Source organism: Promicromonospora sp. NPDC023805 (genome assembly GCF_040639635.1).
Lineage (GTDB): Bacteria > Actinomycetota > Actinomycetes > Actinomycetales > Cellulomonadaceae > Promicromonospora.
This window is the reverse complement of record NZ_JBFAAH010000009.1, coordinates 161,878-185,316: the sequence shown is the minus strand read 5'-3', so window position 1 is coordinate 185,316 and position 23,439 is coordinate 161,878. Positions and strand designations below refer to the sequence as shown.

The window sequence follows — 23,439 nt, the reverse complement described above, 5'->3', positions numbered from 1 at the left end:
GCCGAGATCCTCGGCGACCGGATGGGCCTGCCCGTGCACGTGGCGAACGACGCCAACACGGCGGCGCTCGGCGAGTTCACGTACGGCGGCGGTCGATGCCAACTGCCGACCGGGGGACATACGCTCGGGCAACCCTTCATCACGACCGAGGAATCACTGATGCAGACACGAACACTGGGATCCGGGACGAGCAGCCTCGATGTCTCGGCCATCGGGCTGGGCTGCATGGGCATGAGCCAGGGCTACGGCCCCAACCCGGGCACCCGCGAGGAGATGATCGCCGTCCTGCGCGGCGCGGTCGACCGCGGGATCACCCTCTTCGACACGGCCGAGGTGTACGGACCGTTCGTCAACGAGGAGCTGGTCGGCGAAGCGCTCGCCCCGGTGCGCGACCAGATGGTCATCGCCACGAAGTTCGGCTTCAGGCTCGACGAGGAGGGCCGGAGCGTCGGGACGGACAGCCGCCCCGAGCACATCCGGGAGGTGGCCGACGCCGCACTGCGCCGCCTCGGCACGGACGTGATCGACCTCTTCTACCAGCACCGCGTCGATCCGCAGGTCCCGATCGAGGACGTCGCCGGCACCGTCGCCGAGCTGATCCAGGCCGGCAAGGTACGCCGGTTCGGGCTGTCGGAGGCGGGGGCCGACACCATCCGTCGCGCGCACGCGGTCCAGCCCGTCACGGCGCTGCAGAGCGAGTACTCGCTGTGGACCCGCGACCCCGAACCCGACATCCTCCCCACGCTCGAGGAGCTCGGCATCGGGTTCGTCCCGTTCAGCCCGCTCGGGAGAGGGTTCCTCACGGGGACGCTGACCTCCGCCACCCAGCTCGCGGAGGACGACATGCGTACGGGGCTTCCGCGCTTCGAGGCGGAGAACCGCGACGCCAACCAGGCGTTCGTCGAGCTGCTCGGCGCCGTCGCGGCCCGCAAGGGCTGCACGACGGCGCAGGTGGCGCTCGCCTGGCTGCTCGCCCAGCAGCCGTGGATCGTCCCGATCCCCGGGACCCGCCGGATCAGCCGCCTCGAGGAGAACATCGGCGCCGCAGACGTAGTGCTGACCGCTGCCGACCTGGCCGAGATCGCGGTCGGCGCCGAGAAGATCCAGGTCAGTGGCGAGCGCTATACCGAGGCGATGCTCCGCATGACGGGGCTGTAGTCACCAGAGCGACGACTCGCCACGCGCGGCGACCGTCCGGGGCACATCCCACGGATTGTCGTCGCGCAGCGGCGGGGGCAGCAGCTCCTGCGGTGCGTCCTGGAAGGCGACCCCGCGCAGGAACCGGCCGATCGCCGCAGTGCCGACGGACGTCCCGTCGGTAGTCGTGGCCGGCCACGGCCCGCCGTGCTGCATCGCCGGCGTGACCGCCACGCCGGTGGGCCAGCCGCCGAGCAGGATCCGGCCCGCGTGCCGCGCGAGGCGCGCGACGAGGCTCGCCCACTCCCCTTCCGTCTCTCCGGACCCCAGGTGCAGGGTCAGCGTGAGGTTGCCGGGGAACAGCTCGGCGACGACGTCCGCCAGGTCGGTGCCGTCCGGGTACTCCACGATCACGGAGAACGGCCCGAACACCTCGTCGAGGAGCGCGGACCCGGCGGTCCGCAGCAGGTCGAGCGGTACGGCGACGAAGGTCGGCGTCACCCAGGCCTGCCCGTCGGCGTCGCACCGGAACCCGCCGGCGTGCACGACGCGCACGCCGTCCACCCCGAGCACCTGCCCGACCCGCCGCTCGTACCCGTCAGCGATCGACGGGTTGAGCAGCCGGTGCTCCGGCACCTGCGCCGCGGCCGAGACCACTACGTCGTCGTACTCGGTGCCCTCGGGGACAACGAGGAAGCCCGGCTTGGTGCAGAGCTGGCCCGCCGAACCGGACACGCTCGCCACGTATCCAGCGAGCAGGTCACCCGCCCGCTCGCGGAGCGCCTCCGGCGAGACGAGCACCGGGTTGACGCTGCCCAGCTCGCCGAAGAACGGGATCGGGTCGGGCCGCGCGGAGGCCCGGGCGGCCAGCAGCTGCCCCACGCGCTGCGACCCGGTGAACGCGGCGGCCCGCACCGCCGGGTGCTCGACCAGCGCGATCCCGGCGTCCTGCGAGATGACCAGCTGCAGCGTGGCCTCCGGCAGCCCGGCCTCGGCCAACGCCGCCGAGACCAGCTCCGCCACCCGCTCGGACAGCAGCGGATGCCCGGGATGCGCCTTGACGATCACGGGGCAGCCCGCCGCGAGCGCCGCCGCTGTGTCCCCGCCGGCGACGGAGAAGGCGAACGGGAAGTTGCTCGCCGCGAAGTTCAGCACCGGTCCGACGGGCCAGAGGCTGCGGCGGAGGTCGGGCCGGGGGCCGAGGACGAAGTCGGGGTCTGCCTCGTCGAGGCGCACGTCGAGGTAGGCGCCGTCGGCGACGACGTGCGCGAACAGGCGCAGCTGCACCTGGGTGCGCTTGAGCTCGCCGCGCAGGCGAGCCTTGGCGAGGCCGGTCTCCTCCTGGGCGATGGCGACCAGCTCGTCCGCGTGGTCGGCCAGGGCGGCGGCCGCACGGCGCAGGCCCTCGGCGCGGACGTGGGGCGCCGTCCGGGAGAGCTCGTCGAAGGCGTCGGCGGCCCGGCGGGCGACGTCGTCGACGGTGCGGTGGAGATCAGGTGCCGCGGTGGCGGTCATGGGTCGGCTCCTCAGCGGGTGGGGGGGTACGACGGGCAGGTCGAGCGGGCAGGTCCGAGCAAGCAGAGTCAGAAGACGAAGCCCGTAGGGAACGGGTCGCTGGGATCGAGCAGGTAGTTGGCGGCTCCGGTCACCCAGGCGCGCCCGGTGATGGTCGGCACGACGGCGGGCACGCCGGCGACGTCGGTCTCCGCGACCAGGCGGCCGACGAACCGGCTGCCGATGAACGACTCGTTGACGAAGTCGGTGTCGAGCGCGAGCTCGCCGCGGGCCCAGAGCTCGGCCATGCGGGCCGACGTCCCGGTGCCGCAGGGCGACCTGTCGAACCAGCCGGGGTAGATGGCCATCGCGTGGCGGGAGTGCCGCGCGTCGGAGCCCGGGGCGATCAGCTCGACGTGATGGCAGCCCTCCACGCCGTCGAGCGAGGGGTGCTTCGGCATGGCGGTCTCGTTGATCGCGTCCATGATCGCGAGCCCGGCGGCGAGCAGGTCCTGCTGGCGCGCCCGGTCGAAGGGCAGCCCGAGGTCGTCGAGGTCGACCAGCGCGTAGAAGTTGCCGCCGAACGCCATCGAGTACGGGACGGTTCCGTAGCCGGGCACCTCGATGACCTGGTCGAGCGCCGTCACGAAGCTCGGTACGTTCTCGATGGTGACGGCGTCGGCATGGCCGTCGCTGACTGCCACCTTGGCGACGACGAGCCCGGCGGGGGTGTCGAGCCGGATCTCGGTGACCGGCTCGACGACGTCGACCATGCCCGTCTCGACCAGGACCGTCGCCACGCCGATGGTGCCGTGCCCGCACATGGGCAGGCAGCCGGACACCTCGATGTAGACGACGCCCCAGTCGCAGTCGGGCCGCGTCGGCGGCTGGAGGATGGCGCCGCTCATCGCGGCGTGGCCCCGCGGCTCGTTCATGAGGAACAGCCGCAGGTCGTCCATGTGCTCCATGAAGTACAGCCGCCGGTCGTTCATGGTGTCCCCAGGTATGACCCCGACACCCCCGGTCACGACCCGCGTAGGCATCCCCTCGGTATGCGAGTCGACGGCGGTAATGGTCCGACTGGTACGCATGCTCTCTCCTTGGTCCGTTGAGTGCTGGGTATTTGCCCTGTCGAATCCTTTCGAGGGGGCAAATATCCAGCACTCAGCGGGAGGCGATGTAGGTGAGGGCCGACTCCGTGTCCTTGCGGACCTCGGCCTCGTGTTCTGCCGTCAGCGGGCCGCGCGGCGGGCGAGTCGGCCCACCGTAGCTCTGCCCGGCCATGTCGATCGAGAGCTTGATCGCCTGCACGAACTCGGTGCGGGAGTCCCAGCGGAACGCCGGCACGAGGTGCCTGTACAGCTCGCGCGCCTCGGCGATCTTGCCCTCGGTGACCAGCGTGTAGATCTCTACCGCCTCGCGCGGGAACGCGTTCGGGTAGCCGGCGAACCAGCCGGTGGCGCCCGCCACGAGCGACTCGAAGAGGAGGTCGTCGGCGCCGGCGATCACGTCGAGGTCGGGGGCCAGCTCCTTGATCTCCAGCACGCGCCGCACGTCGCCCGAGAACTCCTTGACGGCGACCACGTTCTCCAGCTGGGCGAGCTCCGCGAGGAGGTCGGGCGTCAGGTCCACCTTCGTGTCGAACGGGTTGTTGTAGATCATGATCGGGATGCCCACCTCGTTGACGCGGGTGTAGTGCTCGATCACCTCTGACCGGTTCGCGCGGTAGATGGTGGGCGGCAGCAGCAGGACGGCGTCGGCGCCGTCCTCCTTGGCGAGCTCTGCCCAGTGCTTGGCCTGGTGCGAGCCGACGCCGTGCACGCCGGCGACGACGAGCCCCCGGTCGCCGACCGTCGCGACGGCGGTCTGCACGACCTTGCGGCGCTCGTCGTCGGTGAGGGACGAGTACTCGCCGAGCGAACCGTTCGGCCCGACGCCGCGGCAGCCGTTGTCGATCAGGAACTCGCAGTGCGCGGCGAACCGCTCGTAGTCGACGGCGAGCCCTGCAGGCGCGGAGGCGTCCGGCTTGAAGGCGAGGGTGGTAGCGACGATCACGCCGCCGAGGTCAAAACGCTGGTTCATGTCCGGTCTCCTCCGGGTTGGATGCTGATGCTGATGGTCGGGAAGTTGAGGGCAGGGCCGCGAGGTCACCGAGCCGGACAGGGACGACGAAGGGACGACGGTCCACGGTCGGCGGCGCGACATCAGTGGCCTCCGGACCGTCCAGGAGCTCCTGGAGCGTCCGGCCGCACATGCGCGCCTGGCACGGGCCGAGCCCGGCGCGGCTGGTGAGCTTCACGGAGCGAGGCTCGTGCGAGCCGGTCAGCTCGACGACCTCGCGCACGCGTCCGTAGGTGGTCTCCTCGCAGCGGCAGACGACGGTGTCGTCGCGCAGCCAGCCGGTCCACCCGCCGCGGATGCCGTGCGCCGCCTTGATGCGCGCCGCGAAGCCGCGCGCCCGGGTGCGTGCCCGGCCGGCTGCGCGGGCCGCTCCGGTGCAGGTGTCGCCGCCGGCCGCCGCCGTCCCGGCCACTGCGCCCTCGGCCAGCGCCGCGTCGGCGCCGCCGATGCCCGTGACCTCGCCGGCGGCCCACACTCCTGGAACAGAGGTGGCCTGGGTTTCGTCGACCACCACGAACCGGTCCGGCGTAAGGTCGCACCCGGCGGCGATCGCCAGCTCCAGGCGCGGCGTGAAGCCGTGACTGACGCACACGGCGTCAGCCTCGATCCGCCGCTCGGTCCCGGCGACCGGTGCCCAGCGCTCGTCGAGCCGCGCCACGGTCACCGCTTCGACCCGCCCGTCGCCGTGCGCGGCCACCACTGCCTCACCGGGCCGCCACGGCACGCGGTGGCGCACCAGGTCGCGGACGTACCCGGCCAGCTCGCCGGCCTTGCCCGCGGCCCCGACCAGCTCCCACGGCCGGTTCAGCCAGCCGCGGGCGAGGGATCCGAGCCGGCTCGCCTCATGCACTCCGACGACGTCCGCGCCGGTCTGCAGCAGCGACGACACGACGGGCAGCAGGAACGGGCCGGCCCCGGCGACGACGACGCGCCATCCGACCGCCACCCGCTCCCCCTTCGCCAGCGCCTGCGCCGCACCCGCGGAGTAGACGCCGGGCAGCTGCCAGCCGGGAAACGGCAGGGTGCGGTCGTGGGCGCCCGTGGCGAGCACGAGGGCGTCCGGTTCGAGCACCAGCGCCTCGCGTCCGGCGCCGTCGGGCTCCCCGACCAGGACGTTGAGCCGGATGCCGGAGTCGAGCCGTTCGAGCGACCAGACCTGGGCCGAGGGCAGCACCGTCACGTCCGGGTGCGCGCGCAGGGCGTCGTCGAGCTCACCGTAGGTCGCCCACCTGTGGTGCAGCAGGCCCTCGCGGTCGGCCGGGCGCTCGGCCGGGAGGTGGCGCCAGTACTGGCCGCCGAGCCCGTCGGCGGCGTCGAGCAGCGTGACCCGCGCCCCAGCGGTCGCGGCGGCCCGTGCGGCGGCGAGCCCGGCCGGGCCCGCGCCGACGACGACCACGTCTCTCGTCGCGTCTCTCCTCGTACCGCTCACGCGGTCGCCTCCGGTCCTTGCGGGGTCACGACGTCGCCGTCCTGCGCACGCCGCAGGCAGGCACGCACGTCCCGCAGGCCGTTGACCTCGACGAGGCAGTCGAAGCACACGCCGATCCCGCAGAACACGCCGCGCGGGGCGCCGCCCGTCGTGGTGGTGCGCCACTCCCGCCGTCCGGCACCCAGCAGCACCCCGGCGATGGTCTGACCGGCCGTCCCGGTGACGGGCTCGCCGTCCACCAGGATGGTCAGCGGTCGGTCGGCGCCCGGACGGACGGGATCGCGCTCCGCCGGTACGCGGTACGAGGTCATGGTCGGGTCTCCAATGGCCGGAACTCCGATGGCCGGGCCTCCAGGAGCGTCCGCCGGTCGGCGGCGTACGGGCCGGGATCCACGGGCGGCTCGAACCCGAGCAGCTGCGCGGCGAGCAGGTCACCGGTCGCCGGGGCCAGCCCGACGCCTGCGCCCTCGTGGCCCGTCGCGAACCACAGCCCGGCGCGGACGGGGTCTGGGCCGATCACCGGCAGGTGGTCGGGCATGTACGGGCGAAAGCCCAGGTAGGACCGCATGACCTGGGTACGGGCCAGGAACGGGAACACCGCAACGGCCCGCCGCGCCATCTCGGCGGGCACCTCGGCCCGGAAGCGCTCGTCGAACCCGACCTGCTCGCGGCTCGACCCGATCAGCACCGTCCCGCCACGTGTGGACTCGATGACGGCGGAGGTCTGCAGCTCGGCGCCCGCCGACTGCGTCGCGGCGAAGTAGTCGCCGTCGTAGACCTTGTGCCGGATCCGCTGGGGCATGGGCGTGGTCACGAGCACCATCCCGCGGCGCGGTCGCACGGGGATCCAGGAGCCGAGCCGTTCGGCGACCTCCGCCGACCAGGGGCCGGCGGCCACGACGACGGCGCCGGCGGCCACCTCGCCCTGCGACGTGACGACGCCGGCGAGAGCGCCGTCGGCCCCGAGCAGCGGGCCGGTCACCTCGATGCCGGTGCGGACCTCCGCGCCGGCGCGACGCGCGGACGCGAGCAGCGCCTCGGCGGCCGCGACGGGCTGCACCTGGGCGTCCTGCGGGTAGTGGACGGCGCCCACGACGCCGGGCGCCAGGTCGGGTTCGAGCTCGCGGGCCTCGGCGGCGGTCAGCTCGACCGCGTCGACGTCGGACGCCCGCTGCGCCTCGGCGAACCGGCGCAGCCCGGCCAGTCCGACTGCAGACGTGACGACGACCATGCCGCCCTTGGCCTCGTGCTCGACGGAGGGGAACCTGGGCCCGAGCTCGTCCGCCAGCTCGTCCGCGAGCGCTAACCACCGGCGCAGCGACACCTTGGCGAGCTCCAGCTCCGGGCCGGGACCCTTGTCGGAGACGAGCAGGTTGCCCTCACCGTGGGCGCTGGTCGCGGCTGCGGCCGCCCCGCGGTCGAGCACGGTCACCCGGGCGCCCGCCCGGGCAAGGGCTCGCGCGCAGGCCGCGCCGACTATCCCGGCGCCGACGATCACGACGTCCGCTGCCACATCCACCCCCTCGATCATCTGGTCAGTTCCGCGTCGACAAGCAACGTCAACGAGCGACGACGGCGTCAGTCCTCCGGCTTGCCCGCCCACGTGCCGAGCGAGTGCCCGATGTGCCGCTCCATGAGCGACTTGGCGCCCGGGCCGTCGCCGGCGGCGAGCAGGTCGAGCAGCTCGTGGTGCTCCTGGGCCGAGCTGGCGAGCGTGCCGCTCGCGACCATCGTCGACAGCCCGAGCAGGCGCGCCCTGTCGCGCAGGTCGGCAACGATCTCGCCGGCCACCGGGTTGCCCAGCAAGCCCATGAGCCGCAGGTGGAACGTCTGGTCCGCCTGCAGGTACGCGACCAGGTCGCCGGTGCGCGCGCCCTCGACGATCTCGTCGGCCAGCGCGCGGAACTCCGCCAGCTGCCCGACGGGGAAGGACTTGGCCAGCCGCTCCATCCAGACCGGCTCGATCACCAGCCGGACGGCGGCGACGTGCCGCAGGGTCTGGTCGCTCACGCGGGTGACGCGGAACCCCTTGTTGCGCACCGCCTCCAGGAACCCGCGCCGCTCCAGGTCCAGCACCGCTTCGCGCACCGGCGTCGCCGACACGTCGAACCGTGCGGCGAGCGTCGGCACGGAGACGAGCTCACCGGGTTCGAGCTCACCCGCGACGATCGCCGCCACGAGGGCGCGGTGGACCTGCTCGCGCAGGCTCGCGACCGGTGCGAGACGACGGACCGACGGGGTGGGTGTTGTGGCGCTCATGCTGCACTCCTGGGTGGTCAGGCAACGCTAGTAGAATATTACACGGGATGCGAACCCCGTGGTCAATGGCGCCTGAGGGTACCTGAGGCAGTGCGGGCCGGCCGGGATGCAGCGGCCGAGATCGGCCGGGAGGCGCGGAAACGCGTCGTTTACATTCACCCCATCGACACCGCCACCGTCGGTCAGTAGAATATCACGCATCACATATCGCTGACCGATGAACCACGGGCGGAGGACTATGCGGAACGACGCCGGGACAGGGGCGCAGCAGCACGCGGCCCGGGTAGCGCTCACCGACGGCCTGCTGGGCCGGTGGCAGCAGCGCAACACTGCCGCGACGCTGCCCCACGTCGTCGAGCAGGTACGGGCCTCCGGCGTCCTCGACAACTTCCGCCGCATCGCCGAGCAGACCGGCGAGCCGTTCCGCGGCGGTTACCCGTTCATGGACACCGACGTCTACAAGACGCTGGAGGCTGCCGCGTACGAGCTGGCTCGCGACGCGGCGCCCGAAGACCCGGCGCCCGAAGACGCAGCAGTGCGCGCCTTCTACGAGGAGGCCGTGTCCCTCGTCGAGCGCGCCCAGGCCGACGACGGGTACCTGTCGTCGTTCCACCAGGGCCCCGACGCGACGGTCCCGCCGTGGACGGACCTGGCCGGCGGGCACGAGCTGTACAACCTGGGCCACCTGATCCAGGGCGCGCTCGTCGCCACGCGCGAGCTGGGCGACGACCGGCTGCTCGCGGTCGCCCGCCGGTTCGCGGACCTCGTGGTGGACCGGTTCGGAGAGGACGGCCGCGCGGAGTACTGCGGCCACCCGCAGATCGAGACGGCGCTCGTGGAGCTGTACCGCGAGACGGGCCACGAGCCCTACCTGCGCCAGGCCGAGCTGTTCGTCGAGCGGCGCGGCTCCGGCCTCTTCACCGAGGCGCCGTTCGGGCCCGCGTACTACGCGGACCACGCGCCGCTGCGCGACCTGGACACGGTGACCGGGCACGCCGTGCGGATGGTCTACCTGGCGGCCGGTGCCACCGACGTCGCCATCGAGCGCGGCGACGCGGCCCGGATCGACCACCTGCTCCGCCTGTGGGACGACATGGTGCGCACCAAGTCCTACGTCACGGGCGGGATCGGGTCGCGGCACTCGGACGAGGCGTTCGGCGACCGGTACGAGCTGCCCTCCGAACGCGCCTACGCCGAGACCTGTGCCGCCATCGGCACCATGCAGTGGGGCTGGCGGCTGTTCCTGGCCACCGGGAGCGCCGCGGTCCTGGACCACGTGGAGCGCGTCCTCTACAACGGGTTCGCCGCGGGCGTCTCGCTGGACGGCACCCGCTTCTTCTACGACAACCCGCTGCAGCGCCGTCCCGACCACACCGACGGACGGCCCGTCGACCCCGCGGAACCGCTGCGCAGGCAGTGGTTCGGCTGCGCCTGCTGCCCGCCGAACGCGGCGCGCTGGATCAGCGGGCTCCAGGACCACGTGGCGCTCGAGACGCCGGACGGCCTGACGATCGCGCTGCTCACCGCCTGCCGCGTGCGGTCTGCTGCGCTCTCGGTCGACGTCGTCACCGACTACCCCTGGGACGGTCGCGTCACGGTCCGCGTGCTCGCCGCCCGCGACGAGCCGTCGACGCTGACGCTCCGCATCCCGGGCTGGGCGACGACGTCGCGGGTCACAGTCGACGGCGAGCCGGTGAACAGCGCGGTCGACGGCGCAGCCCCGGACAGCTGGCTGCACCTGACCGATGCGTGGCGGCCGGGCCAGGAGATGGTGCTCGACCTGCCGATGCGTCCGGCGCTCGTCGTCTCGCACCCCGCCGTCGACGCGACCCGCGGCGCCGTCGCGGCCGCGCGCGGACCGGTGGTGCACTGCCTGGAGCAGGCCGACTCCCCCGCGCCGGTCGACGAGCTCGTCGTGCACGCCGTCGAAGAAGCTCCGGCGTCCGACGATCCAGTGCTGCGGCATGCAGTGACCGCACACATGAGCCGGCGGCCCCCGCCGTCGGACGACCCGTACCCCGCCGCGAACCGGACAGACCCACCTACCTCGTCGACGACGACGCAGGTACCGCTGGTGCCCTACCACCTCTGGGCGAACCGCGAACCCGGGGCGATGCGGGTCTGGCTCCGGCACACCTGACCGGACCGACCCGCAAGAGGGCTTCTGCCCTCACGCCCCTGCCCGTACGACCCTCGACGCTCCGGCGTCACCGACCGAGAGGCAACCTCGTGAAGCTCCATCGGATATCGACAGCCGTCCTCGCTGCCGCCACGACCCTCGCCCTGGCCGCCTGCGGCGGTGCCGCACCGGACGACTCCTCCGGGGGTGGTGGGTTCACCGCCGAGCCCGCCGAGGGCGGCACCGTCCACGTGCTGCAGAACGCCGACTTCTCGTACCTCGACCCGGCCCGCGGCTGGGACGGCGGCGTGAACAACTTCTACCGGCTCGTCTACCGGCAGCTCACGACCTCCGCGCCGGGCTCGTCCGAGAACCCGACGGAGATCGTCCCGGACCTCGCCGAGAGCCTCGGCGAGGCGTCCGACGACGGCCTGACCTGGACCTACACGCTCAAGGACGGGCTGAAGTTCGACAACGGGGACCCGATCACCTCCGCCGAGGTCAAGTTCGGCATCTCCCGGGCCTGGGACCCGCAGATCGGTATCGGCTCGCCATACCTCAAGCAGGTCATCGACGCCCCGAAGGGCTACGAGGGCCCGTACAAGAGCGGCGACCTGCCGACCATCGAGACGCCCGACGCGAAGACGGTCGTCTTCCACCTCATCAAGCCGTTCCCCGAGTTCGACGCCGTGCTCTCCCAGGTGAACGCGACACCGTTCCCCGTGGACAGCGGCGCGGGCGACGAGTTCATCCACGAGCTCATCGCCTCGGGCCCGTACAAGCTGGCCGAGTACGTGCCGGGCAGCACGATCAAGCTGACACGCAACGAGAACTGGGACCCGGCAACGGACGAGGTGCGTGCCGCCAAGCCGGACGGCTGGGAGTTCACCATCGGCCTGGACCCGGCCACCATCGGCGAGCGGCTCATCGCCGGGCAGGGCGCCGACGTCAACGCGATCGCGGGCAACATCCAGCCGGCCACCCTTCCGCGCCTGCAGACGCCGCAGCTCAAGGAACGCGTCCTGGAGTTCCCGGGCATCTGCACGACCTACATGGGCCTGAACACCACGAAGAAGCCGCTCGACGACGTCCGCGTCCGGCAGGCGATCAGCTACGCGATCGACCGCACCACGATCGTGAACGCGAGCGGCGGAACGCAGCTCGGTGCCCCGTCCACGACGATCCTGCCGGCGTCGGTCGCGGGCCACAAGGACTTCGACCTGTACCCGTCGCAGGACGGGACGGGCGACGTCGAGGCCGCGAAGAAGCTGCTGGACGAGGCGGGCCTGTCCGACGGGTTCACCATGACCCTCGACATCCGCGCCCAGGAGTCCATGCAGGCCCAGGCCGAGGCGGTCCAGCAGGCGCTCGAGCGCGTCGGGATCACCGTCGAGCTCAACCTGATCGACACGTCCACCTACTACGAGACCATCGGCACCCCGTCGCAGCAGCACGACGCCGCGATCACCGGCTGGTGCCCGGACTGGGCCTCGTCGGCCGCGACGTTCATCCCGCCGCTGTTCGACGGCCGCAACATCTACGAGAAGGGCAACGGCAACCTCGCCCAGATCAACGACCCGGAGATCAACGAGCGGATCGACGAGATCGGGGCGATGACGGACATCGACGCCGCGAACGTGCAGTGGGGTGACCTCGACGAGCAGATCCTCGAGCTGGCCCCGATCGTCCCGCTCATGGTCGCCAAGGGCGTCACGCTGCCGGGCGAGAACGTGACCGGCCTCTTCTCCTCGGCGAACGCCGCGACCGGCGGCATCGACTACGTCGGCGTCGGTCTCAAGGACCCCGAGAAGGGCTGACCCGATGATGCCGTCCCAGACGGACCTCACGGCCGGCACCGTCGCGCAGAGCGGCGGTGCCGGCGGGACCTGGCGGGCTTTGCGGCACGACGTCGGCGCGATGCTCGGCCTCGGCTACATCGCCCTGGTCACCCTCGTCGCCGTCTTCGCGCCCGTGCTCACCTCGATCAGCGGCTGGACGCCGTACGAGTTCGACCAGAGCGCCATCGACCCCGACCTCGGCGGCATGCCGATCGGCGCGTGGGGCGGTATGGGCGCCGAGCACTGGCTCGGCGTCGAGCCGGGCAGCGGGCGCGACATCTTCGCGCGCATCGTCTACGGCGCGCGGGTCTCGATGAGCATCGCACTGTCGGCGACCGCGCTGACCACCGTGCTGGGTGTGTCGCTCGGGCTCGTGGCGGGCTACTTCGGCGGGCGGGTCGACCTCGTCGTCTCGCGGGTCATGGACTTCCTCATGGCGTTCCCGGCGCTCATCTTCATGATCGCCGTGCTGTCCGCCCTGCCCGCGAGCAACCGCTCGGGGCTGCTCGTGGTGGTCATCTCGGTCTTCGGCTGGCCCTACCTGGCACGCATCGTGCGCGGGCAGACCATGTCGCTCGCGCAGCGCGAGTTCGTCGAGGCCGCCCGGGCGGCCGGGGCCAGCGGGACGCGCATAGTGTTCCGCGAGATCCTGCCGAACCTCCGCTCGACGATCATCGTGATGGCGACCCTCGCGGTGCCCGGGTACATCGGCACCGAGGCGGGCCTGTCGTTCCTCGGCGTCGGCGTCGTGCCACCCGCCCCGAGCTGGGGGCAGATGATCGCGGCCTCCGTGAAGTGGTACGCCGTCGACCCCGCGTACTTCGTGGTGCCTGGCGTGTGCCTGTTCCTGCTCGTGCTCTCGTTCACCGTGCTCGGTGACCGGCTGCGCGCCGTCGTCGACGCCCAGGAGGGTCGCTGATGCTCCGGTTCCTCGTCACGCGCGTCATGTCGGGCCTCGTGGTCCTGCTGCTGGTGTGCCTGTTCACCTATCTGGTCTTCTTCGCGCTCTCGCCGGACCCGGCGGTGCAGATCTGCGGCAAGAACTGCACGCCTGAGGTGATCGACCAGATCCGCGGCAACCTCGGGCTGGACCAGCCGTTCAGTACCCAGTTCTTCCTGTTCGTCGTCGGCATCTTCGCGGGCCGCACCTACGGCGAGGGCGCGAGCGCCGTCGACTGCGCGGCGCCGTGCCTGGGCTACTCGTTCCAGTCCAGCCAGGCGGTCTGGGACATGATCGTGCAGCGGCTGCCCGTCTCGGCGACGATCGCCATCGGCGCCGCGGTGCTGTGGTTGCTCGCCGGAGTGGTCGGCGGCCTGCTCAGCGCGGTCAAGGAGGGCACGTTCCTCGACCGGTTCACCACCGGGCTGACGCTGACGAGCATGTCGATCCCCAACTACGTGCTCGCCCTGGTGCTGCAGTACGTGCTGGTGGTCCAGCTCCAGTGGCTGCCGTTCCCCCAGGCGGTCGCCTTCGCGGACGACCCCGTACAGTGGTTCCTCAACTTCGTGATGCCGTGGATAGTCCTCGCGATCGGGTACGCGGCCGCCTACACGCGGCTCACCCGCGCCAACGTGCTCGACGTGCTGCGCGAGAACTACGTGCGCACCGCCTATGCCAAGGGCCTGCCGCAGTCGCTCATCTGGCGGCGGCACGCCCTGCGGCCGGCCCTGACGCCGGTGGTGACCATCTTCGGCATGGACTTCGCCGGCCTGCTGGGCGGGGCGCTCATCACCGAGACCGTGTTCGGGATCAACGGCGTCGGCAAGATGGCCGCCGACTCCATCGCCCGCAACGACCAGCCGGTGATCATGGGCGTCACGCTGCTGGCCGGGTTCCTCGTCGTCGTCGGAAACATAGTGGTCGACGTCGTGTACAGCGCCATCGACCCGAGAGTGCGGGTGAACGCATGACGACCGAGTCCAGCGTCAAGAACGACACCGACGCCCTGCTCGAGGTGCGCGACCTGACGGTCACCTTCCAGACGCCGCGCGGCCCGCTCGACGCCGTCCGATCGCTGGACCTCGACCTGGAGCCCGGCGGCGCGCTGGGCATCGTCGGCGAGTCCGGCTCCGGGAAGTCCATGACCAGCCTCGCGATCATGGGCCTGCAGCCCAGGGCCGCACGGCGCACGGGCAGTGTGCGGCTGCGCGGGCGGGAGCTGGTCGGCATGTCCGAGGCCGACCTGCGCCGCGTTCGCGGCGACCGCATAGCCATGGTGTTCCAGGATCCGCTGTCCTCCCTGAACCCGTACTACACGGTCGGGCTGCAGATCGAGGAGGCGTACCGCGCCCACCGTCCCGGCGTGACCCGCCGGGCGGCGCGCAAGGTCGCGATAGCGGCTCTGGAGCGGGTGCGTATCCGGGACGCCGCACGGCGCGTGCACCACTACCCGCACCAGTTCTCGGGCGGTATGCGCCAGCGCGTCATGATCGCGATGGCGCTGAGCATGGAGCCCGAGCTGCTGATCGCGGACGAGCCGACCACCGCGCTCGACGTCACCGTGCAGGCCCAGATCCTGGACCTGCTCCAGGAGATCCGGCGTGAGACCGGCACGGGCTTGGTGCTGATCACGCACGACCTCGCGGTGGTCAGCGAGATCACCGACCACATAGTCGTCATGAAGGACGGCGTGTGCGTCGAGCGGGGCCCCGTCGAGCAGATCTTCACGCGGCCGCAGCACCCGTACACCCAGGCGCTGCTCGACGCCGTCCCGCGCATCGACGACGAGATCGGCGAGCTGCGCGCGGTGGCGCCGGGCGCCGTCGTCGCAGATGCCGTCGCAGAAAAGAACGGAGGTGCCGCATGAGCGAGCCGCTCCTGAGAGCCACGAACCTGGTCAAGGAGTTCCCGGTGCTGGGCACCGGCGGCCTGGTGCGTCCCCCGCAGCGGTTCCGGGCCGTCGACGACGTCAGCTTCGAGATCCGCGCGGGCGAGACGCTCGCCCTGGTCGGCGAGTCCGGTTCGGGCAAGTCGACGACGGCGCGGCTCGCCGCGCGCCTGCTCGACGTCACGTCCGGGACCGTGGAGCTCGACGGCGAGGACGTCACGACGCTCAAGCGGTCGGCGCTGAACCGGTTCCGCAGCGAGGTGCAGGTCGTCTTCCAGGACCCGTTCTCGTCGCTCAACCCGCGGCACACCGTCGAGCGGATAGTCACCGCTCCGCTGGTCTACCAGGGGCGGCCGGTCCCGGGCGGCGCCCGCGCGTTCACCCGCTCCCTGATGGAGCGGGTGGGCCTCGACCCCGACCACTCGCAGAAGTACCCCGCGCAGTTCTCGGGCGGTCAGGCGCAGCGCATCGGGATCGCCCGCGCGCTGGCGGTCGGCCCGCGTGTGGTGGTGTGCGACGAGGCGGTCTCGGCGCTCGACGTGTCGGTCCAGGCCCAGGTGATCAACCTGCTGCGGGACCTGCAGCGCGAGGAGGGCCTGACGTACCTGTTCATCGCGCACGACCTCGCGGTGGTGCGGCAGATCGCCACCCGGGTCGCGGTGATGACGCAGGGGCAGATCGTCGAGGAGGGCGACCGGGACGCGGTCTTCGGCGCGCCCAGCCACGAGTACACCCGCAAGCTGCTCGACGCCGTCCCGCGCATCCGCCCCGAGTGGGAGCGGCAGCGGCGGGCGAACGCGGCCCGGGCGTCCGAGGTCCAGTTCGGAGCGCAGGCATGAGCGCGGGTATCGGCGCGGGCTGGACCTCGTACCTCCTGCCGGGCATCGGCGTCCGCGAGCGCCGGCTCACCGTGCCGCTGGACCGGTCGGGCCGGCTGGCGGGCGGGGTGGAGCTGTTGGTCCGCGAGCTGGTGGACCCGGTGCGGCGGGACGACGACCTGCCGCTGCTCGTGTACCTGCAGGGCGGGCCGGGCGGCGCGAACCCGCGTCCGCTGCGGCGGGACGGCTGGCTGGACGTGGCGCTGCGCGACTATCGCGTGGTGCTGGTGGACCAGCGCGGCACGGGTGGCAGCACGCCGCTGGACGGCGAGGTGCTGGCGGGTCTGGACGCCCGGGCGGGCGCCGACCTCCTGGCGTGCTTCCGCGCGGACTCGCTGGTCGCGGACCTCGAGGAGGTGCGTGCGCGGGTCTATGGCGGCCGGCCGTGGACGACGCTGGCCCAGAGCTTCGGCGGCTGGATCACGCTCACGTACCTGTCGGTGGCGCCCGAGGCGCTGCGCGCCTGCTACATCGCTGGCGGGGTGCCCGGCACGCCGCCCGACGCCGCCGAGGTGTACCGCAGGACGTTCGGCCGGGTGGCCGGCCGCACGCGCGAGTACTACGAGCGTTACCCGGCCGACGTCGACGCGGTGGCGGCGATAGCGGACCGGCTCGCCGAGGGCGACGTCCTGCTGCCGGACGGCGACGTGCTGACCACCCACCGGTTCCAGTCGACGGGCATCGATCTGGGCATGAAGCCGGGGACGGAGCGGATGCACTGGTTCGTCGAGAAGGCGTTCGCGCGGCCCGGCCGGCTGTCGGCGGGGTTCCTGCAGGAGGCGATGGTGCGGACGTCGCAGGCGGACGGTCCGCTGTTCTGGACGCTGCAGGAGTCGATCTACGGGCACGGCGCCAACGGCCCGACGGGCTGGGCGGCGCAGGCCGAACGGGACCGCCGGCCGGAGTTCGGCCCGGACCGCCGTCCGCTGCTGTTCACGGGCGAGATGGCCTTCCCGTGGATGTTCGAGGAGATCCGCCTGCTGCGGCCGTTCGCGGGCGCGGTGCACGAGCTCGCGGAGCGCACCGAGTGGTCGCCGCTGTACGACCTGGAGCGCCTGGCCGCCAACGAGGTGCCCGTCGCCGCGGTGGTCTATCACGACGACATGTTCGTCGACTCGGGCCTGCAGCTCGACACGCTCTCGCGCGTCGGGTCGTCCCAGGCGTGGGTCACCAACGAGTACGAGCACGACGGGATCGGCGACCCGCGGGTGTTCACCCGCCTGCGAGAGCTGGTCCGCGACCGAGGAGGAGAGATTCGATGACGAACCCCAACACCACCCGCCCCCCGTACGCGGGGACGCGCGCACCCCGGCTGGTCGAGAGCGAGGCGTTCAACGCCCACATGGCGCGCGGCTGGGGCACGCCCGCCGTCGTCGTGCCGATGACGCCCGGGGCGGCAGCCGCCGCGGCCGGGCACCGCCGCCGGCTGTCGGAGCGGATCGGCGCGAGCGACGTCGTGGTGGGCGCGGGGCGCGCGAGCCTGCGCAACGGCGACGTGCAGTACGGGTTCCGCGCGGACAGCGACTTCGTCTGGCTCACGGGTGCGCAGGCCGAGGACGGCGTGCTCGTCCTGCGGGCGAGCGGCGGGAGCCACGACGCGACGCTCTACCTGCCGCCGCCGGCCAAGCCGGGCGACAGCGCGTTCTTCGGCAACGCGGCGTACGGCGAGCTCTGGGTCGGGCCGTCGCCGGACCTGGGCGACTGGGCGGAGGCGTTCGGCATCGCCGTCGAACCGCTGTCCGCGCTCGACGCGGTGCTGGACACCCTGGACGGGGCGCTCGCGTCGCCGTCCGTCGACGAGGAGCTGGTGCGCCGGTACGGCCTGAAGCCGTCCGAGGATCTCGCCCGGGCGCTGTCGGACCTGCGGATGATCAAGGACGACTGGGAGATCGCGCAGCTCCGCGAGGCGGTCGACCACACGGTGACCGGCTTCGAGGCGGTCGTCGCGGAGCTGCCGCGCGCGATCGGCGGGCTGGGCGAGCGCTGGTTGCAGGGCACCTTCGACAGGCATGCGCGCACGTACGGCAACGGGCCCGGGTACACGACGATCGTGGGCTCCGGCCCGCACGCGCCGACCCTGCACTGGGTGCGCTGCGACGGCCCCGTGCTGCCAGGCATGCCGCTGCTGCTCGACATGGGGGTCGAGGCGAACTCCCTGTACACGGCCGACGTGACGCGGACCATCCCGCCGTCGGGCAGCTTCAGTGCGCTGCAACGGGATGTGCACGACCTGGTCGAGAAGGCGCACCGCGCGGGCATGGCGCAGATCCGGCCGGGCGTCGAGTACCTCGACTTCCACTTCGCCTCGATGGAGGTCATCGCGCAGGGCCTGCACGACTGGGGGCTGCTGGACGTGTCGGTCGACGAGGCGCTGTCCCCCGGCGGGCAGCAGCACCGCCGCTGGCTGGTCTGCGGTATCGGCCACCACCTGGGCCTGGACGTGCACGACTGCGCACACTCCGACTACCCGACCTACCAGGCCGCGCCCCTGGAGCCGGGAGTGGTCATGACCGTCGAGCCCGGGCTGTACTTCCACGCGCACGACGAGACGGTGCCGCCCGAGCTGCGCGGGATCGGCGTCCGCCTCGAGGACGACCTGCTCGTGACTGCCGACGGCGCCGACGTGCTGTCCGACGCCCTGCCGATCTCCGCTGCGGGCATCGAGCGCTGGACCAAGGAGCGGATGGGCGATGCCTGAGCCACTCTCCGCCGCGGTCGCCGAACCGTTCCCGCTCGACGCCGTCGAGCTGCACGACGGGATCTTCACGCGCGCCCGCGACCAGATGCTGCACCTGGCGCACGCCTACCCCGTCGACCGGCTGCTCGCCGTCTTCCGCGCGAACGCCGGCCTGGACACGCGCGGGGCGCTGCCGCCCGGCGGGTGGGAGGACTTCGGCCACCCGGACGAGCAGGCCTGGGGACCCGACGAGTACCCGGGGCGCGAGGCGGCGCCCACGGCGAACCTGCTGCGCGGCCACTACGCGGGGCACTTCCTGTCCATGCTCGCGCTCGCCCATGCCGGTACGGGCGACGACGGTCCGCGGGCCAAGCTGAAGGCCAAGGTCGACCACCTGGTCGAGGGCCTGCGGGAGGTCCAGGAGGCGCTCGCGGCGTCGGGCCGCTACAGCCATCCAGGGTTCCTCGCCGCGTACGGCGAGTGGCAGTTCTCCCGGCTGGAGGGCCTGGCCCCGTACGGGGAGATCTGGGCGCCGTACTACACGTGCCACAAGATCATGGCGGGCCTGCTCGACGCGTACCGGCACGCGGGGTCGCGGACGGCGCTCGAGATCGCCGCCGGGATGGGGCGCTGGGTGCACGGGCGGCTGTGCGTCCTGTCCGCGGACCAGCGCAGGGACATGTGGTCCCTGTACATCGCGGGCGAGGCCGGCGGCATGAACGAAGTGCTGTGCGACCTCGCGGTACTCACCGGCGACAAGCAGTTCGTCGAGACGGCCCGGCTCTTCGACCTGGACTCGCTGCTGGACGCGACGGCGTCGGGCCGGGACGTGCTGGACGGCATGCACGCCAACCAGCACGCCGCGACGCTGCTCGGCTACCTCGCGCTGCACGACCTGACGGGCGAGGCGCGCTACCTGGACGCCGTGGTCAACATCTGGGACATGCTCGTCCCGGGGCGCACGTACGCGCACGGGGGTTCTGGCGAGAACGAGCTGTGGGGCCCGGCGGGCGCCGTCGCGCGCGACATCGGCAACCGGAACGCCGAGACCTGCGTGACCTACAACATGCTCAAGCTCGCCCGCGCCCTGTTCGGGCGCACCGGCGACCCGCGGTACGCCGACTACTACGAGCGGGCGGTCACCAACCACGTCCTCGGCTCGCGGCACGACGTCGACTCGGACGACTCGCCGGAGGTCACGTACATGTACCCGGTCAATCCGGGGGCGCTGCGCGAGTACGACAACGTCGGCACGTGCTGCGGTGGCACCGGGCTCGAGAACCACGTCAAGTACCAGGACTCGATCTACTTCCGGTCGGTCCCCGGCGCCGACCGCACGATCTGGGTGAACCTTTACGTGGCCTCCGCCCTGCGGTGGGCCGAGCAGGACGTACGCATCGTCCAGGAGACCACTTACCCGCTGGAGGGCAGGGTCCTTATCCGGGTGGACGCCACCGGCGACCTGGAGCTCCGGCTGCGGGTTCCGGGCTGGGTCACCGACGGCGGCAGGGTCACCGTGACTATCGACGGCGAGCCGCAGCCCGTTGACGTCGTCCCCGGCCAGTACGTCTCCCTGCGACGGGACTGGGTTCCGGGCACGCTGGTCGAGCTGACCATGCCGCTGACGCTGCGCGAGGTGCCCGCACCCGACGACGCGTCCCTGGTGACGATCGAGCTCGGGCCGACCGTGCTGCTGGCCCGCAGCGCGGCCACCACCTGGCTCCCGGTCTCCGCCGCCACCTGGCGGCGCCTGGACGGGACGCTCGACGCGCCTCTGACGAGCGCCGACGACGGCACGTGGCTGCTGGGCGGCCTCGTCCTGGAACCCGCATGGTCCGGGTCGGACGCGCGGTACCACATGTACCTGCGGCGGGCCGATGCCCGTATCGCCTTTGCGGGAGCGGGAGCGGGACCGGGAGCGGGACCGGACGCCGGCGCGGAGCCAGCCGACTCCGGTGTGCCCAACGTGGCCCGCCGGGACGGCGGCACGTTCCTCGACGTCCTCTGGTCGGACGGCGGTTTCGCCTCCCGGCCTGAGTTCCTCCGGGCCGTGCTGCGCGCCGCGCACGAATTCGTCGGGCTGGGGCTGCTCAGCGCCGCAGAGGCGCGCGACGTCCTGCAGGCTGCCGCGCGCTCCGGCGTCGGGCGAGACGCGGGAGGCGTCGACAGGATCACGGACGAGGCGGAGGGCGCGCGCGAGGAGATCTCGCGTGAAGAAGCCGCTCTCCTGGCCGAGGCACCCACAGCCGCCTTGGCCGGCTCGGCGCCCCACGTCGAGATGGTCCCGGCCATGGCGCCGAGCGTCACCGGCTGGTACCACCTGCCGGCCGAGCTCACGATCACGGCCCGGTCTGACGCCGGCGAGCCCACCGTCGAGGTCCGGGTCGGCGACGGACCGTGGCAGCCGGCCGGAGCCGAACCGCTGCGGCTCGGCGACGGCGTGCACACCGTCACGGCGCGCGCCGTCGACTCCGAGGGACGGGAACGGCACGTCGTCAGCGAGGTCAGCGTCGACACCACGCCGCCCGTGACCACCGCGACTGCCCGCCGCCTCGGCCTGCGCGGCGTCGAGATCAACCTCGCCGCCACAGACGACGTCTCCGGCGTGGACAGCATCCGGTGGAAAGGGCCGGACACGTTCTGGGCGACCTTCCGCGAACCGTTCACGCGCGCCCTGGGCGACCAGCCCCAGGTCATCGAGTTCACCGCCACCGACCGGGCGGGCAACGAGGAGCCGGTGCGGACCCTCGAGCTCCCGCCTGCCGGCTGACCGCGCGCGCGACAACCGCACCAAACGCACCGCATCAGAAAGGTGGTTCGCCGGGGCCGAGCAAGCCGGTGGACTCGTCGGGTTCGGCCGGTATGGCGCCCAGCTCGGTGGTGGCGTACTGCCGTGGCAGGCGTCGGCCGGTCAGGGCTCGCAGGCTCAGGTCGTGGCTGGTGTCCGGGTCGACCTGGTCGACGTCGACGTGAGTGTCCAGCACGGTCGGTGGTCGTTGGTGGGTGCAGCCGGTGGGAGTGGTCCAGGTAGTGATCCCGGTCGCGGGGTCGCGCACGACACCCCAGCCCGCGTGCGTCTTGAGCAGGTGATGCCGACGGCACAGGGCGTGCAGGTTCCACGCGCTGGTCTGCCCACGCCCGGCAGCATCAGCGGCGACGCCGTTGCTCTCACGCTGATGGTCGTGGTCGAAGGGCTCGATATGGTCCAGGTCGCACCGTTCGGCCGGGATGTCGCAGCCAGGGAAGGTGCAGGTGTCGTCCCTGGCCTCGACCGCTGCCCGCAGGACCCGGCCCGGCTGATAGGCGGTGGTGGAGTAGTCGATCAGCACTCCGGTGACCGGGTCGGTCAACAGGCGCTGCCAGGTCGCGTCCTGCGCGATGAGCCGGGCGATGTCGGCCGGGATGGGTCCGAATCCGGTCAGTTCGCCGGGTGCGTCGTCCAGGCCCAGGAGCACGCTGGCCGGGACCGTCACCCGCACCACCGGGCGGGTGGGAGTGATCCGCACCGGCCGCACTATGACCTGCTGGACGGGGGCCCGGCCACCGCACGAGCAGACCGGCACCTCCGCGCGCTCACCCCCATCGGTCGACGGGCCAGCATCGCTCTCGGCGGGCGCGGCCTTCGCCGTGGTCTCGGTGGCCTCGGTCGTGCCAGTCGTGCCAGTCGTGCCGCTAAAGCGGTCAGCGGGTAGGAGCCGGCCCGTGACGATCCCAGTCAACGAGTCCGCCCGGAGCTGTCCCAGGCTGCGTTCCTCGCCGCTGGTGCGGCGCAGCTGGTGGGCCATGTCGTCCACCACACCCCATACCGCCGCCGCGTCGGCCGCCGGCAGGTAGGCCGACACCCAGCCCATGTCGTTCTCGGCACGGTCCAGCTGCACGCTGCGGCGCTGTGCCTCGGCTCGCGCGGTGTCCGCCGCGCCGTGGCGGGCCTTGGCGAACGCGAGCATCCGGGCCTGCAGCCACCGCCAGGTCCGGTGCGGGGCCTGCGGCAGATACCGCTCGATCGCTTCCGATCGCTCGGCCACGGTCAGCTGAGACGCGGAGCGCAGCAGGGTGTGTGCCTTACGAACGTCGATTCGTCCGGTCGCCAGGGCCGAGATCACACTCGGGTGCCGAGCACCGGACTCGGCACGCACGACGACCTCGGTACCTTCCGACTCGGTCACCACGAGCTCGCTGGTGACCTGCCCGACCAGCGAGCTGTGCGCGAGCGGGTTGGTCTCCCTGGCGGCGCGTTCGGCCACGACCCTCGCCTGCACCCCCGCGGCCCAGGACTGCAGGTGCCCGCATGCGGCGACCATGTCACCCAGCGCGCCGTCCGGAAGATCCTCCAGAGGGTCCTCGTCCGGGACCGCGCTCGCACCGACGCCTATGCCGACCGCCTCCGCGACCACCCGCGCCAGCTCTGCGCCCGGCGCACCACGGAGCGCCGCCCGCAGCGTCTCCAGCGGCCACAACGCGACCGGCAGCGCATCCGGCGGCCAGTCCGGCATCGAGTCCAGCCAGGCCGGCACCTCCGGCGACCAGTCCGGTCCGGCGGGTGCTTCCCACGCCCCGAACGGGATCGCCTCGTCGACCGGCACACCGTCGAGCACGGCGTCGTCAGACAGAGTTTCACGCATGCCAGCACACTCCTCGCCGGGTATCTAAGATCAGGCA

The 23,439-nt window shown here is 72.3% G+C and carries 18 protein-coding genes; 10 read left to right on the top strand and 8 right to left on the bottom strand.

Going from position 1 to position 23,439, the window contains the following annotated elements:
• Window positions 1-159 precede the first annotated feature (159 nt).
• Entirely contained in the window at window positions 160-1,158 is a 999-nt protein-coding gene (locus tag AB0F70_RS11845) for an aldo/keto reductase (protein ID WP_357448047.1), read from the top strand.
• Here the strand turns inward: AB0F70_RS11845 and AB0F70_RS11840 are convergent, their stop codons facing one another.
• The 7 genes from AB0F70_RS11840 to AB0F70_RS11810 all read right to left on the bottom strand — a co-directional run bounded on the left by AB0F70_RS11840 (window position 1,159) and on the right by AB0F70_RS11810 (window position 8,440).
• Window positions 1,159-2,652, bottom strand: coding sequence for an aldehyde dehydrogenase (NADP(+)) (locus AB0F70_RS11840; RefSeq protein ID WP_357448041.1), 1,494 nt, complete (start codon window positions 2,650-2,652; stop codon window positions 1,159-1,161).
• A gap of 68 nt (window positions 2,653-2,720) precedes the next feature.
• Window positions 2,721-3,722 carry a proline racemase family protein gene (locus tag AB0F70_RS11835; protein ID WP_357448039.1) on the bottom strand — a complete coding sequence of 334 codons (1,002 nt, stop codon included), beginning with the start codon at window positions 3,720-3,722 and terminating at the stop codon, window positions 2,721-2,723.
• A gap of 73 nt (window positions 3,723-3,795) precedes the next feature.
• On the bottom strand, window positions 3,796-4,713 hold the full coding sequence (locus AB0F70_RS11830; protein WP_357448037.1) for a dihydrodipicolinate synthase family protein: 918 nt from the start codon (window positions 4,711-4,713) through the stop codon (window positions 3,796-3,798).
• Window positions 4,697-6,181, bottom strand: a complete 1,485-nt coding sequence (locus AB0F70_RS11825) for an NAD(P)/FAD-dependent oxidoreductase (RefSeq protein WP_357448035.1) — start codon at window positions 6,179-6,181, stop codon at window positions 4,697-4,699. Before AB0F70_RS11825 ends, AB0F70_RS11830 begins: the two co-directional genes overlap by 17 nt.
• On the bottom strand, window positions 6,178-6,492 hold the full coding sequence (locus AB0F70_RS11820; RefSeq protein WP_357448033.1) for a (2Fe-2S)-binding protein: 315 nt from the start codon (window positions 6,490-6,492) through the stop codon (window positions 6,178-6,180). Before AB0F70_RS11820 ends, AB0F70_RS11825 begins: the two co-directional genes overlap by 4 nt.
• Window positions 6,489-7,700 (bottom strand): FAD-binding oxidoreductase, encoded by a 1,212-nt coding sequence (locus tag AB0F70_RS11815; protein ID WP_357448031.1) that lies wholly within the window; start codon window positions 7,698-7,700, stop codon window positions 6,489-6,491. The genes AB0F70_RS11820 and AB0F70_RS11815 overlap by 4 nt, the downstream gene beginning before the upstream one ends.
• 59 nt (window positions 7,701-7,759) lie before the next feature.
• Window positions 7,760-8,440, bottom strand: coding sequence for a GntR family transcriptional regulator (locus AB0F70_RS11810; protein ID WP_357448029.1), 681 nt, complete (start codon window positions 8,438-8,440; stop codon window positions 7,760-7,762).
• 238 nt (window positions 8,441-8,678) lie between these two features.
• Between AB0F70_RS11810 and AB0F70_RS11805 the strand changes: the two genes are divergently transcribed.
• From AB0F70_RS11805 to AB0F70_RS11765, 9 genes are all read left to right on the top strand, one after another.
• On the top strand, window positions 8,679-10,580 hold the full coding sequence (locus AB0F70_RS11805) for a beta-L-arabinofuranosidase domain-containing protein (protein ID WP_357448027.1): 1,902 nt from the start codon (window positions 8,679-8,681) through the stop codon (window positions 10,578-10,580).
• Window positions 10,581-10,669: 89 nt separating this feature from the next.
• The gene (locus AB0F70_RS11800; protein WP_357448025.1) at window positions 10,670-12,376 is read left to right on the top strand and encodes an ABC transporter substrate-binding protein; all 1,707 of its coding nucleotides are present in this window, start codon (window positions 10,670-10,672) and stop codon (window positions 12,374-12,376) included.
• 4 nt (window positions 12,377-12,380) lie between these two features.
• A complete protein-coding gene (locus tag AB0F70_RS11795) occupies window positions 12,381-13,316 on the top strand; it encodes an ABC transporter permease (protein WP_357448023.1) in 936 nt (311 codons plus the stop codon).
• Complete coding sequence (locus AB0F70_RS11790; protein WP_357448021.1) at window positions 13,316-14,308, top strand: ABC transporter permease; 993 nt, start codon at window positions 13,316-13,318, stop codon at window positions 14,306-14,308. Before AB0F70_RS11795 ends, AB0F70_RS11790 begins: the two co-directional genes overlap by 1 nt.
• Window positions 14,305-15,204 (top strand): ABC transporter ATP-binding protein, encoded by a 900-nt coding sequence (locus tag AB0F70_RS11785; RefSeq protein ID WP_357448019.1) that lies wholly within the window; start codon window positions 14,305-14,307, stop codon window positions 15,202-15,204. Before AB0F70_RS11790 ends, AB0F70_RS11785 begins: the two co-directional genes overlap by 4 nt.
• Window positions 15,201-16,064: an ATP-binding cassette domain-containing protein gene (locus AB0F70_RS11780; RefSeq protein WP_357448017.1), complete on the top strand. Its 864-nt coding sequence runs from the start codon at window positions 15,201-15,203 to the stop codon at window positions 16,062-16,064. Before AB0F70_RS11785 ends, AB0F70_RS11780 begins: the two co-directional genes overlap by 4 nt.
• Window positions 16,061-17,365 (top strand): alpha/beta fold hydrolase, encoded by a 1,305-nt coding sequence (locus tag AB0F70_RS11775; protein ID WP_357448015.1) that lies wholly within the window; start codon window positions 16,061-16,063, stop codon window positions 17,363-17,365. The genes AB0F70_RS11780 and AB0F70_RS11775 overlap by 4 nt, the downstream gene beginning before the upstream one ends.
• A complete protein-coding gene (locus tag AB0F70_RS11770; RefSeq protein ID WP_357448013.1) occupies window positions 17,362-18,801 on the top strand; it encodes an aminopeptidase P family protein in 1,440 nt (479 codons plus the stop codon). The genes AB0F70_RS11775 and AB0F70_RS11770 overlap by 4 nt, the downstream gene beginning before the upstream one ends.
• Complete coding sequence (locus tag AB0F70_RS11765; RefSeq protein WP_357448011.1) at window positions 18,794-21,550, top strand: beta-L-arabinofuranosidase domain-containing protein; 2,757 nt, start codon at window positions 18,794-18,796, stop codon at window positions 21,548-21,550. The genes AB0F70_RS11770 and AB0F70_RS11765 overlap by 8 nt, the downstream gene beginning before the upstream one ends.
• 34 nt (window positions 21,551-21,584) lie before the next feature.
• Here AB0F70_RS11765 and AB0F70_RS11760 read toward each other — a convergent pair whose 3' ends face one another.
• Window positions 21,585-23,402, bottom strand: coding sequence for an HNH endonuclease signature motif containing protein (locus AB0F70_RS11760; protein WP_357448009.1), 1,818 nt, complete (start codon window positions 23,400-23,402; stop codon window positions 21,585-21,587).
• Window positions 23,403-23,439 lie beyond the last annotated feature (37 nt).

What these genes read in the sequence shown, in the direction of transcription:
- AB0F70_RS11785 (WP_357448019.1), top strand. Translation starts at nt 14,305, where the DNA reads ATGACGACCGAGTCCAGCGTCAAGAACGACACCGACGCCCTGCTCGAG.
- AB0F70_RS11780 (WP_357448017.1), top strand. Translation starts at nt 15,201, where the DNA reads ATGAGCGAGCCGCTCCTGAGAGCCACGAACCTGGTCAAGGAGTTCCCG.
- AB0F70_RS11845 (WP_357448047.1), top strand. Translation starts at nt 160, where the DNA reads ATGCAGACACGAACACTGGGATCCGGGACGAGCAGCCTCGATGTCTCG.
- AB0F70_RS11760 (WP_357448009.1), bottom strand. Translation starts at nt 23,402, where the DNA reads ATGCGTGAAACTCTGTCTGACGACGCCGTGCTCGACGGTGTGCCGGTC.
- AB0F70_RS11830 (WP_357448037.1), bottom strand. Translation starts at nt 4,713, where the DNA reads ATGAACCAGCGTTTTGACCTCGGCGGCGTGATCGTCGCTACCACCCTC.
- AB0F70_RS11795 (WP_357448023.1), top strand. Translation starts at nt 12,381, where the DNA reads ATGATGCCGTCCCAGACGGACCTCACGGCCGGCACCGTCGCGCAGAGC.
- AB0F70_RS11775 (WP_357448015.1), top strand. Translation starts at nt 16,061, where the DNA reads ATGAGCGCGGGTATCGGCGCGGGCTGGACCTCGTACCTCCTGCCGGGC.
- AB0F70_RS11840 (WP_357448041.1), bottom strand. Translation starts at nt 2,652, where the DNA reads ATGACCGCCACCGCGGCACCTGATCTCCACCGCACCGTCGACGACGTC.
- AB0F70_RS11835 (WP_357448039.1), bottom strand. Translation starts at nt 3,722, where the DNA reads ATGCGTACCAGTCGGACCATTACCGCCGTCGACTCGCATACCGAGGGG.
- AB0F70_RS11765 (WP_357448011.1), top strand. Translation starts at nt 18,794, where the DNA reads ATGCCTGAGCCACTCTCCGCCGCGGTCGCCGAACCGTTCCCGCTCGAC.
- AB0F70_RS11805 (WP_357448027.1), top strand. Translation starts at nt 8,679, where the DNA reads ATGCGGAACGACGCCGGGACAGGGGCGCAGCAGCACGCGGCCCGGGTA.
- AB0F70_RS11770 (WP_357448013.1), top strand. Translation starts at nt 17,362, where the DNA reads ATGACGAACCCCAACACCACCCGCCCCCCGTACGCGGGGACGCGCGCA.
- AB0F70_RS11790 (WP_357448021.1), top strand. Translation starts at nt 13,316, where the DNA reads ATGCTCCGGTTCCTCGTCACGCGCGTCATGTCGGGCCTCGTGGTCCTG.
- AB0F70_RS11810 (WP_357448029.1), bottom strand. Translation starts at nt 8,440, where the DNA reads ATGAGCGCCACAACACCCACCCCGTCGGTCCGTCGTCTCGCACCGGTC.
- AB0F70_RS11820 (WP_357448033.1), bottom strand. Translation starts at nt 6,492, where the DNA reads ATGACCTCGTACCGCGTACCGGCGGAGCGCGATCCCGTCCGTCCGGGC.